Genomic DNA, 14,960 nt, shown 5'->3' on the forward strand with positions numbered 1-14,960 from the left:
TGATCAGGGACAGGTCGGCGTCTTTGTCGTAGAAAACTTTCATGATTTTTCCTTGTATTTCTAAATAATTTATTAAATAGGGTGTGATGCTGGCCAATGGCGATCAGATCTTCAGGATCCGCTCGCCGCGCCCGATGCCGGAGCCGCCGGTGCGCACTGTTTCCAGGATGGCGGTACGATCCATGGCGTCGATGAAGGCGTCCAGCTTGCTCTTGTCACCGGTCAACTCGATGGTGTATGCCTTCTCGGTGACATCGATGATATGACCGCGGAAGATGGACACGGTCCGGTACATCTCTTCGCGTTCCTTGCCCACGGCGCGCACCTTGATCAACATCAGTTCGCGCTCGATATGCGCGCCTTCGGTCAGATCGACAACCTTCACCACCTCGATCAGGCGGTTCAGGTGTTTGGTGATCTGTTCGATCACATCGTCCGAACCGGATGTCACGATGGTCATGCGCGACAGGGTCGGGTCTTCGGTGGGTGCAACGGTGAGTGTTTCGATGTTGTAGCCGCGGGCGGAGAACAGGCCCACCACGCGGGACAAGGCGCCAGCTTCGTTTTCGAGCAGCACGGAAATGATATGGCGCATGATTAGAGATCCTCCGAACCCAACAACATTTCAGTCAAGCCCTTGCCCGCCTTGACCATCGGCCAGACGTTCTCGGTTTGATCGGTAATGAAGTTCATGAAGACCAGCCTGTCCTTCATGCCGAAGGCTTCCTTGAGGGCGCCGTCGACATCGCCCGGTTTCTCGATCTTCATGCCGACGTGGCCGTACGATTCGGCCAGCTTGGTGAAGTCGGGCAGCGAATCCATATAGGATTCGGAATAGCGCGAACCGTAATCGATCTGCTGCCACTGGCGCACCATGCCCAGGAAGCGGTTGTTGAGCAGCACGATCTTGGGCGTGAGGTGATACTGCTTGCAGGTGGCGAGCTCCTGGATGCACATCTGGATCGAGGCTTCGCCGGTGATGCATGCCACCGTGGCGTCGGGATTGGCCATCTGCACGCCCATGGCGTACGGCAAACCGACGCCCATGGTGCCCAGGCCGCCCGAATTGATCCAGCGGCGCGGCTTGTCGAAACCGTAGTACTGGGCCGCCCACATCTGGTGCTGGCCGACGTCGGAGGTGATGAAGGCGTCACCCTTGGTGACTTCCCACACCTTCTGGATCACCGCCTGTGGCTTGATGAATTCGTCGGAACCGGCAAACTTGAGGCAATCGCGCTGGCGCCATTGGTTGATCTGCTTCCACCAGGCATCCAGCGCCGCGGGGTGGGGACGGGTCTCGGCGGTATCGAGCTGGTTCAGCAATTCCTGCAGCACGTCCTTGACATTGCCCACGATCGGGATGTCGACCTTGACCCGCTTGGAAATCGACGACGGGTCGATATCGATGTGGATGATCTTGCGCGCATTGGACGCGAAATGCTTGGGGTTGCCGATCACGCGGTCATCGAAGCGGGCACCGATGGCGATGAGCACATCGCTGTGCTGCATGGCCATGTTGGCTTCGTAGGTGCCGTGCATGCCGGGCATGCCGACGAACTTGTCGCTCGACGAACGATAGGCGCCCAGGCCCATGAGCGTATTGGTACAGGGAAAGCCCAGGCGATCGACCAGCTTGTTGAGCTCGGGCGCGGCGTTGGCCAGGATGATGCCGCCGCCGGTATAGATCATCGGGCGTTCGGCCGACAGCAGCAATTGCAGCGCCTTGCGGATCTGGCCCGAATGACCCTTGTCGACCGGCTTGTACGAACGCATCTCGACGCTCTTCGGGTACTCGAAGGCGCAGGTATGCATCGTGATGTCCTTGGGAATATCGACCAGCACCGGACCGGGACGGCCGGTGGTGGCGATGAAGAAGGCCTTCTTGACCGTCTCGGCCAGCTCCCGCACATCCTTGACCAGGAAGTTGTGCTTCACGCAGGGGCGGGTGATGCCCACCGTGTCGCACTCCTGGAAAGCATCCTGGCCGATGGCCGTGGACGGCACCTGGCCGGAGATGACCACCATCGGGATCGAGTCCATGTAGGCGGTGGCCAGGCCGGTGACGGCATTGGTCACGCCGGGACCGGAGGTGACGATGGCCACGCCCACCTTCTGCGAGCTGCGCGAATAGGCATCGGCAGCATGCACGGCGGCCTGCTCATGGCGAACCAGGATGTGCTGGAACTTGTCTTGCTTGAAGATTGCGTCGTAGATATACAGGACGGCGCCGCCCGGGTAGCCGAAGACGTGTTCAACACCTTCTTCAGCCAGGCAACGGACGAGAATGTCCGCACCGGTGATGTGCTCGGAACTCATTACTGCTTCCTTTCAAGGTCCATTGGAAATTGATCGGATGTTCTCTCCTGGCGGAATGACAGTCTTCCTCGTGCCCCGGTGGCTTCCCTTTATGTGCGGTTACGTCATTTCCGCGTCCCCAACCGTAGTGGGGATCGAAATGCCGCTCAACGCGACTCGTTCAGCCTTGGAGCAAGATGGATTACTGCGGATTCCTCGCGCTTGTGGCACGGGTTAGAACAAACAAGCTTTAATCTTAAAGCGCGTCTCTAGCGGTACGACCTTATGTGAAGCACCGGTAAAGCACATGAAACGCCCCAAAGGTGGGAGGCGGGTGTCAAACAGTAATGCGTTGCATCATTTTGGTCAAGCGAAATCCACCGCAATGCGCCTGCGCCCGCGGCGGCCGGGATAAACCCCACGACAGGGGCGGCCAATTTTGCTAGGATGCGCTCTGTTTTTAACGTAAATTTCACGATCACCCCAGGGTCGCGGCCAGAAACCGGTCGATTTTCTTCTGACTCGCCCCAAGGCAACCGTACTGCATGGCCACTGACAAAGAACTCTCCGATTTTCTTGAAAATGTCGAACGCCGCGCCTTCAAACAGGCAGTGTATGCGGTACGCAAGGACGAGGCTGCGCTGGACATTGTCCAGGACGCGATGATCAAGCTGGCCGAGAAATACGGCGACAAGCCGGCCGACGAGCTGCCGATGCTGTTTCAGCGCATCCTGCAAAATACCATCCACGATTTCTTTCGCCGCGAAAAGGTGCGCAACACCTGGGTCAGCCTGTTCTCGAGCTTCGGCCACGGCGGCGACGACTCCCAGGACGACTTCGATGTGCTCGAAAGCCTGGAGTCGGCAGAGGGTACCGAGGCGGCCGAATCAAGCGCCGACAAGGTCGAGCGCCAGCAAACGCTGATGCAGATCGACGCCGAGATTCAAAAGCTGCCGACGCGTCAACGGGAAGCGTTCCTGATGCGTTACTGGCAAGACATGGACGTGGCAGAAACCGCTGCCGCCATGGGTTGCTCAGAAGGCAGCGTCAAGACCCATTGCTCCCGTGCAACTCATGCGCTGGCTCAAGCCCTCAGAGCCAAAGGAATCACATTATGACCACCAAGGAAATGCAATTCGCCTACAAGGTGAAACTGGCGCTCGACGCCAACCTGGACAACCTGTCTGACGACACGTTGCAACACCTCTCCGCGGCCCGTCGCGTGGCAATGGCGCGCAAGAAGAAAGCCGTTGTGGTGCGAGTACAACAACCGGTGCTGGCTGGCGCCATGGGCGGCACGATGTCCGATTCGCCCTCCTGGCTGAGCCGCCTCGGCGTAGCCGTGCCGTTGCTGGCCGGCGTCATCCTGTTCGCCGGCATCTACCAGCACGAGACCGCCAAGCGCGTCACCGAGCTGGCCGAGATCGACGCTGCCGTGCTGTCCGACGAACTGCCGCTGTCGGCTTATCTCGACCACGGCTTCAACGCCTTCCTGGCCGAAAAGGGCGAATAAGCGATGCGCAACACCACCGGGTCCCCTGTCAAGGCACGTCGCCGCACCCCGATCGCATTGGGGTTGGCGCTGGCCATGCTGGCTGGCGGCGGCCTGTGGAGCGCCTGGTCGTGTGCCGAAGGCACCCCGGGCACGCCTGCCCTGCCCGCTTCCCAGGCCCCGGCCAAGGCTGGTGGCGTCGCCAAGCTGCCCGTCAAGCGTGGCGACAACCGACTGGCCTGGACCAACTTGAGCCCGGTTCAGCAAGCCGCGCTCGATCCGCTGGCCGGCGAATGGCCCAAGATGAGCGAGTCGCACAAGGAAAAATGGCTGGTCATCAGCAAGAAGTTCGCCCAGATGAAGCCCGAGGAACAGCAACGCCTGCACGAGCGCATGCGCGACTGGGCCAAGCTGACGCCGGGCCAGCGCAGCGCCGCCCGTACCAATTACGCACGCGCCAAGAAGCTCGACGCCGAAGAAAAGAACGAGCAATGGACCAAATACCAGCAACTCACCGCAGAGCAGAAGAAAAAACTGGCGCAAGCCAAGTTGCCCAAGCGAGTTGCCAAGCTGCCGACCGCGCCAAGTAGTGCAGCACCGGCCATCCAAATGCCCGTCGAGGCACTGGAGCGCCCTGTCCCGGCACCGGCCATGCCGGTGATTTCGCCGCCAGCCCAGGCAGCTTCGCTGCCTGCGGCCGCACCCGCGTCCCTTCCCGTGTCGGGCGGCATGACCACGGTCTCGTCGCCATTGCCTGAACTGCCTGGCAACCGTCCCTGAGGCGAACGCCTGTTGCCGTGCTCCCTCGCCGCGCCGGCGCTTGGTCGCCACTGATCGGGCGTTCCTTGCGCCGGCGCAAACCGGCCCGATAGGCAAGCTGTGCCGATTGCATTACCATCTCGCGGCGGGCCACGCCCAGCGCCTGCCATTGATGACAATCGGGACCGACCTTGAACCACCCCATGACCACGCCTTCGCTGCGCCGCCGGCTCAGCAGCATGCTGTATGAATCGATGTTGCTGTTCGGCGTGCTGTTCATGTCGGGCTGGCTGTTCTCGACGCTGCTGCAGCAGCGTCATGCGCTGTATCTGCGCCATGCGATGGAGGCCTGGCTGTTCGTGGTGCTGGCCACCTATTTCATCTGGTTCTGGACCCACGGCGGCCAAACGCTGGCGATGAAAACCTGGCGTTTCAGGCTGGTCGGCGCCGATGGTGCGCCAGTGAGCCGCTGGCGGGCAGCGCTGCGCTTCCTGCTGGCGTGGTTATGGATACTGCCTGGGCTGGCCCTGGCCTCCACCTTGCACCAAGGACAATGGATGCTGATCTTGGTGCCGGCCGTCAATCTGCTGCTGTGGGCGGCCACCGTGTTGCTCGATCCGCAACGCCAGTTCCTGCATGACCGCCTGGCCGGTACCCGCCTGATCGATGCCCGCCCTCCCGCGCGCACCGCCGCCACCGTCCGCGCCGAAAGTTGATGTCCGACGATGCCAGGGCGACCGCCCCGGCGCAAGCCAACCCGATCATCGAGCGGTAAGACAGCTCTGCTATGCTGTGCGCACCGCATGCCTCGGGCATGACGGATCGACCACGATTGCATCGGACCGCGCACGCATGATTTCCCGTATTTCCCGCAGCTTGCTGCTGATACAGATTGGCCTGGCAGCGCTGTTCGCGTTGTTGTTCCGGCATTTCGGCTGGCCCCTCTGGGCCGCCGCCGTCGGCGGCGTGCTGGTGGTATTGCTGATACGCGCCCAGATCACCGCCAACAGCTTCTTCCTGACCTGGCCTTACCCCGGACGCAGCGCCAATCCGGTCAAGCTGACCTGGCTACAGAAGCTGCGCCTGTTCCTGCGGGAATACCGGGCCACCATGCTGTGCTCATCGTGGGCCATGCCGTTCCTGCGGTTCGATCAGTTCACCTTTGCCGACACCACTTCGCCGCCGGTGCTGCTGATCCATGGCTATGGTTGCAATAGCGGCTACTGGCGCTGGATGAGCCTGTCGCTGCGCGCGGCCCACATCACCCACTACGCACTGGACATGGAACCGGTGTTCGGCAGCATCGACGGCTATGCGCCCCTGGTCGACGCCGCCGTGCGACGGGTGCAAGCCGAAACCGGGCAGCAGCGCATCGTCATCGTCGCCCACAGCATGGGCGGGCTGGCCGCGCGGGCCTACCTGCGCGACCATGGCACCACCCATGTGGCCAAGGTGATCACACTGGGCTCGCCCCATCATGGCACCTCGATCGCCAACTTCGGCATCGGCATCAACTGCGGCGAAATGAATTGGCTGGGCCGCTACGAAGAGGGGCGCAGCAGCGAATGGCTGCAGAAACTGGCAGCCACCGAACAGGCGCAGGACCTGGCGGCCATCGTCTCGATCTACTCCCACCATGACAACATCGTGTCGCCACAGGGCTCGGCGCACCTGGCCGGCGCCCGCAATATCCCGCTGGCAGGTATCGGGCACGTCGCCATGGCGCTGGAACCGGCAGTGCAGCAACTGGTGATCGACGAAATCCACGCCGCCCAGCGCCACAGTGCACCATAAAAAAAATGCCGTCCCCCATGACGGGTGGACGGCATTCGACGGCGGCGACGGCGTTGCCGGACGGCTTACTTCTTGGCTGCGTCCTGGATCTTCTCGCCCGCCTGCTGCATCTTCTCACCGGCTTGCTGGCTCAGTTCCTTGGCCCCTTCCTTGGTCTTCTCGTAGGCCACCTGGGCCTCGACCTTGACTTGATCCATCGCCTGGCCGAGCTTGCTGCCCACATCGCTGGACTGTTCCTTGGCCTTGTTTCCGGCTTCCTCCAACTGCTTGCCGGCTTCCTGCACGGCGCTGTCGAGTTGCTTGCCCAGGGCTTCGGCCGGGCCCGGGTCTTTTTTCTGGCAGGCATTCAGTACGGCCACGGCGGCGACCGCGGCCAGCACCAGCGCCCATCGATTAAATGCGTTTTTCATCATCATCCTTTCGTTATTACCAATGCGAACCGCGGTCTCAGGTGGCGACCGCGCAACGGATCAGGCGCAAAAAGATAGCACATCGACAGCCCACCACGACCACCCTGCACAAGGTAAATCACTAAATATCACAAACTCCTGCCGGGATTCGATAGCAATGCGAGTCAACCCTCGATATGGATCAACATCAGCAATTCTTCTTCCGTAAAACCCGCGGCCCGTCGCGCATCGAGATTGAATGGCCCGCGCATCGGCGGCGCCTTGTAGCGACGCGCCAGCTCGGCGAAGGTCGGCACCGGGTCCAGCCCTCGCTGGCTGCACAGCCAGCCGAACCAGCGGTTGCCGATCAGCACATGGCCGACCTCGTCGCGCAGGATGATGTCGAGAATCTGCGCCGCGGCCAGGTCGCCGGCCTGGGCCAGCTTGGCGCGCACCGGCGGCGCCGCGTCCAGCCCGCGCGCCTCCAGCGTGCGCGGCACCAACGCCATGCGCGCCAGCACATCGCTGCTGGTCTTGTCGCACATGTCCCACAGGCTGTTGTGGGCGGTGAAGTCGCCATAGGCATAACCCAGCGTGCGCAGGTGCGCGGCCAGCAGCGAAAAGTGATAAGCCTCCTCGGCGGCCACCTGCAACCAGTCCTCATGGAACTGGCGCGGCATGTCATCGAAGCGCCACACCGCATCCAGCGCCAGGTTGATGGCATTGAATTCGATATGTGCCAAGGCATGGACCAGCGCGGCGCGGCCTTCGGGGGTACGCATCGAACGCGACTTCACCTGCAATGGCGAAACCAGCTCGGGCAGTGGTGGGCGGCCGGGCACGCCAGCGGCGTCGGCCAGGATGCGCCCGGCCAGCGTCATCTGCCCGGCATGCCAGCGGCCGTGCAGTGCCTTGACGGCGGCGCATTTGGCGGCGGGCGTGGTTTCCTTGAGGCAAGCCAGTGCGGCTGCGCGCAGTTCGGTCGATGAAACGATTTCAATCGGGGGCAAGGCGTGATCCAAGGATGCTTCTTTCTAGGGACGGTAAAATACGCAGTTGACAGACACGACCGCGTCCCCACATGAGGGAGTGCGGCAGACCACCAGGAGACGATTCTATTATGGCCATCTACCAATTGCAGCAAGACACCCCCGAAATCGACCCGACCGCCTTCGTGGCCGAGTCTGCCGCGGTGGTGGGCAAGGTCAGGATGGAGCCGCACTCCAGTGTCTGGTTCAACGTCACCATCCGTGGCGACAACGAGCTCATCACCATCGGCGAAAACAGCAACGTCCAGGAAGGTGCGGTGCTGCATACCGATATCGGTTACCCGATGCAGATCGGCAAGAACGTCACCGTCGGCCACCAGGCCATGTTGCACGGGTGCACCATCGGCGAAGGCGCGTTGATCGGCATCCAGGCGGTCGTGCTCAACGGCGCGACGATCGGTCGCAATTGCCTGGTCGGCGCCGGCGCCCTGGTCACCGAGGGCAAGCAGTTCCCGGACAACTCGCTCATCATCGGCTCCCCGGCCAAGGCCGTGCGGCAGCTGACCGAAGAAGACATTGCGCGCATGCACGCCGGCACCGACAGTTATGTCGAGCGCGCACAACAATTCAAGACCGGGCTCAAGCGGATCGCGTGAGCGCCGCAGGGCCTGGCCCTGGATTGACAAGCAAGGCGGCGCCGGCGCGTCGCCTGGAAAGAAAGAATGAAAGATACGCTGCAAAAATTCATGGTCGACAACGCTGCGGTACGGGGCGAACTGGTCGAGATTTCGGATACCTGGCAACAGGTGCAGGCCCGACGCGACTATCCGGCCGCGGTCAAGACGCTGCTGGGCGAGATGCTGGCCGCGGCAGCCCTGCTGTCGGCCAACCTGAAGTTCAATGGCATGATCGTCATGCAGATCCATGGCGACGGCCCGGTCAAGCTGCTGGTGGTGGAATGCGATTCCGAACTGCACCTGCGCGCCACCGCCAAGGTGACCGAGGACGCCGTCATCGCCGACGACGCCACGCTGGGCGCGTTGGTCAACGCCAACGGCCGGGGTCGCTTCGTGATCACCCTCGACCCGCGCGACAAGTTGCCCGGCCAACAGACCTACCAGGGTATCGTGCCGCTGGACGGCGACACCGTGGCCACCGTCATCGAGAACTATATGCTGCGCTCGGAACAGCTCGACACCAGGCTGTGGCTGGCGGCCGACGCCAAGGTGTCGCGCGGGCTGCTGCTGCAAAAGTTGCCGACCGAAGGCGGCCTGGCCGCGCCGACCGCGCAACCCGAGCAAGACGCGCAGGAGACCTGGAACCGCATGGTCATGCTGGGCAATACGCTGCAGGCCGACGAATTGCTGTCGACCGACATCGCGACCTTGATGCGACGCCTGTTCTGGGAAGAAACCATCCGCGTATTCGATCCGCAGCATCCGCAGTTCCGCTGCACCTGCTCGCGCGAGAAAGTGGGCAACATGCTGCGCATGCTGGGCGCCGAAGAGGTCGAGGACGCGTTGTCGCAGACCGATAAGTTGGCCGTCGATTGCGACTTCTGCGGCCAGCATTACGAATTCGATGCGGTCGACTGCGCCCAGCTGTTCGCCACCGACATCGGCGTGGGCATCGAGGTGCCACCGGCTCGACACTGACCCCGATGGCTCCGGTAAAGACGGACCGGGCGCTGCTGCGCGACGGTCCGTTTTTCATTGGGGTCCGGCGCTGCGCGTCAGGCCGGATCCGGCACCAGCAAGGCCAGTTGCGCCGCATCCAGGTAAGCCCACTGTCCCGGTTCCAGTGCCAACGCCTCTAGTTGCAGACCGCCGATGGCGACCCGGCACAGGGCACTGCAATGATTGCCGGCGGCCGCCAGCATGCGCTTGACCTGGTGATACTTGCCCTGCTCCAGCACGATCTCGATCTGGTGCGGACCGACCTGGCGACAGCGCACCGCCGCCAGCGGGGCCGGCTCGTCGTGCAACTGCACGCCACCCAGCAACTGCGCCACCAGTGCCGGGCCGACCGGCTCGGCGGTGGTGGCCACGTACACCTTGGGCACATGGCGCTTGGGTGACGATTGGGCGTGGATGAAAGCGCCATCGTCGGACATCAGCAACAAACCCGTGGTGTCATGGTCGAGCCGGCCCACCGGTTGTACGTCGCGCCACGAGAACTGCTCGGGCAGGATGCTCAAGACGCCCGGATGATGGCTGGGCTTGCGCGAACATTCGATGTCGCTGGGCTTGTTGACGGCAATGTAGACGTGTTCGCGGTAGCGCCAGTCTTCGTCGAACAGGGTCAAGGTCAGGTGCTCGGGATCGGGCATGGCGCGATAGTCGGTGACGACTTCGCCATTGACGGCCACCTCGCCGTCCTCGATCAGTTCGCGGCAATACTTGCGGGAACCAAAACCCTGCGATTGCAGGATCCGGTCCAGGGTCAGCTTGGCCATGCTGTCACTCTCCTTCCGATGGTTGCCCGCGCTCGGCGCGGCGCGCATCGCCGGCCTTGGGCGCGAGGATCTGGCGTGCCAGCCCGCGCAGGATATTGACCTCCTCGGTCTCCAGCTGGGCACGCGCAAACAGTCGCTTCAAGCGTGGCATGAGTTTGCGGGGGTTGTCGGGATCGAGAAAATCGATCGCTACCAGCGCCTGCTCCAGGTGCGCGAACATGCCTTCGATCTCGGTCACGCTGGCGCTACTGCCCTGGAACCCGACCTCGCCCGGCGCGCGCGCGTCGCCGCTGGTCTGCATCGGCCCGCCATGGGTTTCCAGTTCGGTCATGCGGCATTCGTAGGCCAGCACCTGCACCGCCTGGGCCAGGTTGAGCGACGAATAATCGGGATTGGCGGGAATGTTGATCAACGCCTGGCATTTCTGCACCACCTCGTTGGGCAGGCCGAAGCGCTCGTTGCCGAATACCAGCGCCGCCTCGAGACTGGCTTCGCCGCTCAGTTGCGCGGCCAACCTGCGGGGCGTCACCACCGGCGGCGAGAATTCGCGCAGGCGGGCACTGACGGCGGCGGCGAAGTTGCAACCCTGCAATGCCTCTTCCACCGTCTCGACCACCCGCGCCGACTCCAGCACGTCCAGCGCGCCACTGGCGAAGGCCACCGCCTGCTCGGCGTGGACGGCGTCGGCAAAGCGCGGGCTGACCAGCACCAGCTGCGAGAAACCCATGGTCTTGATGGCGCGTGCGGCCGCGCCGATATTGCCCGGACTGCTGGTATTGACCAACACAAAGCGCAATCGGGAAAAAAGAGAATAGTCGGTTTGTTGCTTGTTCATTTAAAATACGGAAATTCGCGCCCGAAAGGAATTGCTGTCGGAACGACAACAATGGATGTGGTCATGCACCGCACCGCCTTTTCGGCAAGCCCGCAAGCATACAGCCACGGGCGGCGCATCGCTCATTAATTTCACTGTCGTTTCACTGTCATGCCGGCTCGCGCGCGGCACGGGGACGACGGCGTCCATCGAACGCGGTCATCGCAATTTTAACGGAACCACCCGAATGCTCATCCCACCCATGCTCAATACGGCGATCAAGGCAGCCCGCCGCGCCGCTACCATCATCAACCGGGCGTCATTCGACGTGTCCCTGCTGACAGTGTCAAAGAAAGCCCACAACGACTTCGTCACCGAAGTCGACAAGGCAGCCGAAGACGCCATCATCGATGTGCTCAAGACCGCCTACCCGGACCATGCCATCCTGGCCGAAGAGTCCGGCGCCTCCGACAACCTGCACGACGAGAATCCCAACGTCTGGATCATCGATCCGCTCGACGGCACCACCAACTTCATCCACGGCTTTCCGCAGTACTGCGTGTCGATCGCGCTGCAGCAGCGCGGCGTGATCACCCAGGCGGTGGTGTACGACCCGACCCGCAACGACCTGTTTACCGCTTCCAAGGGCGCCGGCGCCTACCTCAACGAAAAGCGCATCCGGGTGGGCAAGCGCGACAAGATCGCCGACGCCCTGCTGGGGACCGGCTTTCCTTTCCGCGATCTCGATGGCCTCAACGAATACATGAAGATGTTCAAGGTCATGACCGAGAACAGCGCCGGCCTGCGCCGCCCGGGTGCGGCCGCGCTGGACCTGGCCTACGTCGCCGCCGGCCGCCTGGATGGCTTCTTCGAGAAGGGCTTGAAGCCCTGGGATATCGCCGCCGGTTCGCTGCTGGTGACCGAGGCAGGTGGCCTGGTGGGCACCTTCAAGGGCGATTCCGACTACCTGTACAAGGGCGATGTGATCGCCGGCAGCCCGAAGATCTTCTCGCAATCGGTCAACCTGCTGTCCGAATTTGCCTGATCGGCGGTGCGCGTCGGGCATGGCCGGGCCGTTGCGGTATAGTGAGCAACCGCCGGCCCTGACCGAGGAGACGACATGCCCTGCCAGCCCCCCGCCCCGGCGGACGCCCGTTCCGCCACTGCCCCCGACTCCTGCATGCTGCCGCCGGGCTATCACAGCGTCACTCCCTACCTGATCGTCCATAGCGCCGCCGACGCCATCGCGTTCTACCGGCACGCCTTCGGCGCGGTCGAGATCATGCGACTCGACGGCCCCCACGGCAAGACCTGGCACGCCGAGATCCAGCTCGGCAATACGCGCGTGATGCTGGCCGACGAATATCCAGAGCTCGGCTTTGTGAGCCCGCAGACGCTGGGCGGCGCAGGTGTCAGCCTGCTGGTCTATGTGGCCGACGTCGACGCCGTGTTCGCCCAGGCGCTGACCGCCGGCGCCACCCGGCTGCGCGCGGTGCAAGACCAGTTCTACGGCGACCGCTCCGGCATGTTGCGCGACCCGTTCGGCCATGTCTGGTCGATCGCGACCCATATCGAAGACCTCTCCACCGAGGAAATCTGCGCCCGCTCCAGGGCCCTGCTCAACCGGCGCTGCAAGAGCGCCATCGACGACTGACGCCAGGCCGCCATGCCCTTTGCCACCAGCGACGCCGGTCGCATCCATTACCAGGTAGAAGGCGACGGTCCAGCGCTGTTGCTGCACCATGGCTTCACCAGCAGCCTCGAGGCCTGGCGCTACTTCGGCTTTGCCGAGGCGTTGCGCCCGCACTACCGCATCATCATGATCGACGCACTGGGCCATGGGCAGAGCGACAAGCCGCACGCAGTCGATGCCTACAGCCAGCAGCAGCGCTGCCGCGATGTGCTGGCCGTGCTCGATGCGCTGGACTTGGAACGGGTCCATTATTTCGGCTATTCGCTGGGCGGCTGGGTCGGCTACGGCCTGGTGCGCCACGCCCGCCAACGGCTGTCGAGCCTGGTGCTGGGGGCGGCCCATCCCTATGCCGACAGCAGCTGGGACGTCTTCGATGGCATCGACGGCCGTGATCCGGACGCCTTCATCGCCGCCTTCGAAACCCTGCTGGAAGAACGCATCTCGCCGCAGCTCAAGATGCTCATCCGTGGCAATGACCTGGTGGCCCTGGCCGCGGCTGCACACCAGCCGCGCCCGTCGCAGCAGGACCTGCTCAGGCGCATGGACCTGCCCTGCCTGATGTTCTGCGGCGACGCCGACGCCCGTCATGAAGCGGTGCGCCGCGCCGCTGCCGCGCTGCCCGCAGGCGGCTTCGCCAGCCTGCCCGGCGTGACCCATTTCGGCGGTCTGATGCATAGCCAGCTGGTGTTGCCGCCGGTATTGCAGTTCCTGGCGCGACAGTGCTGAAAATATTTCTCGTATGACAGCGCGGCGCACTGTTATACTGCGGCCAGCGCGGCATAGCTCCAGTCCGGCCCGTCGCTCTCTCCCAGTTCCAACCCCGTCTGCCTGAGACTGGCGCCCACCGCGGCGACAGGCCGAACCCACTTTGCGAATCTAATGTCATTTTCTGCGCTCGGCTTGTCCGACGAAATCGTTCGTGCAGTTTCCGAACAAGGCTATACCTCCCCCACCCCGATTCAAGCCCAGGCCGTGCCCGCCGTGCTGTCAGGCGGCGACCTGATGGCAGGCGCCCAGACCGGCACCGGCAAGACCGCCGGTTTCACGCTGCCGCTGCTGCAGCGGCTGTCGGCGGTTCCCCGTAACAAGATCAATGGCCAGATCCCGATTCGTGCGCTGATCCTGGCGCCGACCCGCGAGCTGGCGGCACAGGTCGAGGAAAGCGTGCGCCTGTACGGCAAGTACCTGCAGCTGAGCTCGGCCTGCATCTTCGGCGGCGTCGGCATCAATCCGCAGATCGCGCTGTTGAAGCGTGGCGTCGATATCCTGGTGGCCACCCCCGGGCGCCTGCTGGACCACATGCAGCAAGGCACGGTCAACCTGCAGCACGTGCAGATCCTGGTGCTGGACGAGGCCGACCGCATGCTCGACATGGGCTTCATCCGCGATATCCGCAAGGTGCTGGCCGTGTTGCCGCCCAAGCGCCAGAACCTGCTGTTCTCGGCCACCTTCGCCGACGAGATCAAGAAGCTGGCCGACAGCCTGCTGACCAATCCGGCATTGATCGAAGTGGCGCGCCGCAACTCGACCGTGGAAGTGATCGGCCAGAAGATCCACCCGGTCGACCGCGACAAGAAGCATCCGATGCTGGCGCACCTGATCCAGACCCATGGCTGGAAGCAGGTGCTGGTGTTTACCCGCACCAAGCACGGCGCCAACAAGCTGGTCGAGCAACTGGCGCGCGACAACATCACCGCCATGGCGATCCACGGCAACAAGAGCCAGTCGGCGCGCACCAAGGCGCTGGCCGAATTCAAGGATGGCAAGCTGACCGCACTGATCGCCACCGACATCGCCGCGCGCGGTATCGACATCGACCAGTTGCCGCACGTGGTCAACTATGACCTGCCCAATGTGCCCGAAGACTATGTCCACCGCATCGGCCGTACCGGCCGGGCCGGCGCCACCGGCGAAGCCGTGTCGCTGGTGTGCGTGGACGAACGCGACCTGCTGCACGATATCGAGCGCTTCATCAAGCGCGAGATTCCGGTCGAGGTCATCGCCGGTTTCGAACCCGATCCTACTGCCAAGCCGCAGCCGATCCAGCTGCGTAGCGGCGGCGGTGGTGGTCGTGGCCAGGGCGGTGGGCGCGGCGGCCAACGCAATGCACCGCGTGCCGGCGGCAACGCGGGCGCCGCCAAGCCAGCCCAGGGCGGGCGCGGCAACGGTGGCGGCAACGGCGCCGGCAATCGCAACGCCCCGGGCGGCCAGCCAGCGGCCAAGCCGCGCGCGGCCGGCAGTGGCCCGGCGGCAGGCGCTAATGGCGGGCGCAAGCCGGCC

General features: G+C 63.5%; 17 protein-coding genes. 11 read left to right on the forward strand and 6 right to left on the reverse strand.

Annotation, left to right across the window (positions count from 1 at the left end; genetic code table 11):
* Positions 1–103: 103 nt before the first annotated feature.
* Both ilvN and PMI40_RS07885 read right to left on the reverse strand, forming a co-directional pair.
* Positions 104–595, reverse strand: a complete 492-nt coding sequence (ilvN, locus tag PMI40_RS07880) for an acetolactate synthase small subunit (protein ID WP_008113890.1) — start codon at positions 593–595, stop codon at positions 104–106.
* A gap of 2 nt (positions 596–597) precedes the next feature.
* Entirely contained in the window at positions 598–2,316 is a 1,719-nt protein-coding gene (locus tag PMI40_RS07885) for an acetolactate synthase 3 catalytic subunit (RefSeq protein ID WP_008113892.1), read from the reverse strand.
* A gap of 524 nt (positions 2,317–2,840) precedes the next feature.
* On the opposite strand from PMI40_RS07885, the gene PMI40_RS07890 reads away from it, so the two are divergent.
* From PMI40_RS07890 to PMI40_RS07910, 5 genes are all read left to right on the forward strand, one after another.
* On the forward strand, positions 2,841–3,413 hold the full coding sequence (locus PMI40_RS07890) for an RNA polymerase sigma factor (protein WP_008113895.1): 573 nt from the start codon (positions 2,841–2,843) through the stop codon (positions 3,411–3,413).
* The gene (locus PMI40_RS07895) at positions 3,410–3,808 is read left to right on the forward strand and encodes a DUF3619 family protein (RefSeq protein WP_008113897.1); all 399 of its coding nucleotides are present in this window, start codon (positions 3,410–3,412) and stop codon (positions 3,806–3,808) included. The genes PMI40_RS07890 and PMI40_RS07895 overlap by 4 nt, the downstream gene beginning before the upstream one ends.
* A gap of 3 nt (positions 3,809–3,811) precedes the next feature.
* Positions 3,812–4,567 carry a DUF3106 domain-containing protein gene (locus PMI40_RS07900; protein ID WP_008113899.1) on the forward strand — a complete coding sequence of 252 codons (756 nt, stop codon included), beginning with the start codon at positions 3,812–3,814 and terminating at the stop codon, positions 4,565–4,567.
* A gap of 182 nt (positions 4,568–4,749) precedes the next feature.
* Positions 4,750–5,262 (forward strand): RDD family protein, encoded by a 513-nt coding sequence (locus tag PMI40_RS07905; RefSeq protein ID WP_008113901.1) that lies wholly within the window; start codon positions 4,750–4,752, stop codon positions 5,260–5,262.
* A 136-nt stretch (positions 5,263–5,398) separates the two neighbouring features.
* On the forward strand, positions 5,399–6,340 hold the full coding sequence (locus PMI40_RS07910; protein ID WP_008113903.1) for an alpha/beta fold hydrolase: 942 nt from the start codon (positions 5,399–5,401) through the stop codon (positions 6,338–6,340).
* Positions 6,341–6,405: 65 nt separating this feature from the next.
* On the opposite strand, the gene PMI40_RS07915 is transcribed toward PMI40_RS07910, so the two are convergent.
* Positions 6,406–6,750: a hypothetical protein gene (locus tag PMI40_RS07915; RefSeq protein WP_008113905.1), complete on the reverse strand. Its 345-nt coding sequence runs from the start codon at positions 6,748–6,750 to the stop codon at positions 6,406–6,408.
* Between the two features lie 164 nt (positions 6,751–6,914).
* Positions 6,915–7,751 carry a ferritin-like domain-containing protein gene (locus PMI40_RS07920; protein ID WP_040501804.1) on the reverse strand — a complete coding sequence of 279 codons (837 nt, stop codon included), beginning with the start codon at positions 7,749–7,751 and terminating at the stop codon, positions 6,915–6,917.
* Between the two features lie 98 nt (positions 7,752–7,849).
* On the opposite strand from PMI40_RS07920, the gene PMI40_RS07925 reads away from it, so the two are divergent.
* Both PMI40_RS07925 and hslO read left to right on the forward strand, forming a co-directional pair.
* Positions 7,850–8,374 carry a gamma carbonic anhydrase family protein gene (locus PMI40_RS07925; RefSeq protein ID WP_008113908.1) on the forward strand — a complete coding sequence of 175 codons (525 nt, stop codon included), beginning with the start codon at positions 7,850–7,852 and terminating at the stop codon, positions 8,372–8,374.
* 66 nt (positions 8,375–8,440) lie between these two features.
* Positions 8,441–9,373: an Hsp33 family molecular chaperone HslO gene (hslO, locus tag PMI40_RS07930; protein WP_008113910.1), complete on the forward strand. Its 933-nt coding sequence runs from the start codon at positions 8,441–8,443 to the stop codon at positions 9,371–9,373.
* Between the two features lie 77 nt (positions 9,374–9,450).
* Here the strand turns inward: hslO and PMI40_RS07935 are convergent, their stop codons facing one another.
* Both PMI40_RS07935 and PMI40_RS07940 read right to left on the reverse strand, forming a co-directional pair.
* Complete coding sequence (locus PMI40_RS07935) at positions 9,451–10,173, reverse strand: pseudouridine synthase (RefSeq protein ID WP_008113912.1); 723 nt, start codon at positions 10,171–10,173, stop codon at positions 9,451–9,453.
* A 4-nt stretch (positions 10,174–10,177) separates the two neighbouring features.
* Positions 10,178–11,008 carry an RNA methyltransferase gene (locus PMI40_RS07940; protein WP_008113915.1) on the reverse strand — a complete coding sequence of 277 codons (831 nt, stop codon included), beginning with the start codon at positions 11,006–11,008 and terminating at the stop codon, positions 10,178–10,180.
* 226 nt (positions 11,009–11,234) lie between these two features.
* Between PMI40_RS07940 and PMI40_RS07945 the strand changes: the two genes are divergently transcribed.
* From PMI40_RS07945 to PMI40_RS07960, 4 genes are all read left to right on the forward strand, one after another.
* Positions 11,235–12,032, forward strand: a complete 798-nt coding sequence (locus PMI40_RS07945) for an inositol monophosphatase family protein (protein ID WP_008113916.1) — start codon at positions 11,235–11,237, stop codon at positions 12,030–12,032.
* A 135-nt stretch (positions 12,033–12,167) separates the two neighbouring features.
* A complete protein-coding gene (locus PMI40_RS07950; RefSeq protein WP_040501805.1) occupies positions 12,168–12,641 on the forward strand; it encodes a VOC family protein in 474 nt (157 codons plus the stop codon).
* A 12-nt stretch (positions 12,642–12,653) separates the two neighbouring features.
* On the forward strand, positions 12,654–13,406 hold the full coding sequence (locus tag PMI40_RS07955) for an alpha/beta fold hydrolase (RefSeq protein ID WP_008113918.1): 753 nt from the start codon (positions 12,654–12,656) through the stop codon (positions 13,404–13,406).
* A gap of 153 nt (positions 13,407–13,559) precedes the next feature.
* Positions 13,560–14,960 (forward strand): DEAD/DEAH box helicase (locus tag PMI40_RS07960; protein WP_008113919.1); only part of this gene is annotated, 1,401 nt, incomplete at its 3' end.

The sequence above is a fragment of the Herbaspirillum sp. YR522 genome (assembly GCF_000282575.1).
GTDB lineage: Bacteria > Pseudomonadota > Gammaproteobacteria > Burkholderiales > Burkholderiaceae_D > Herbaspirillum.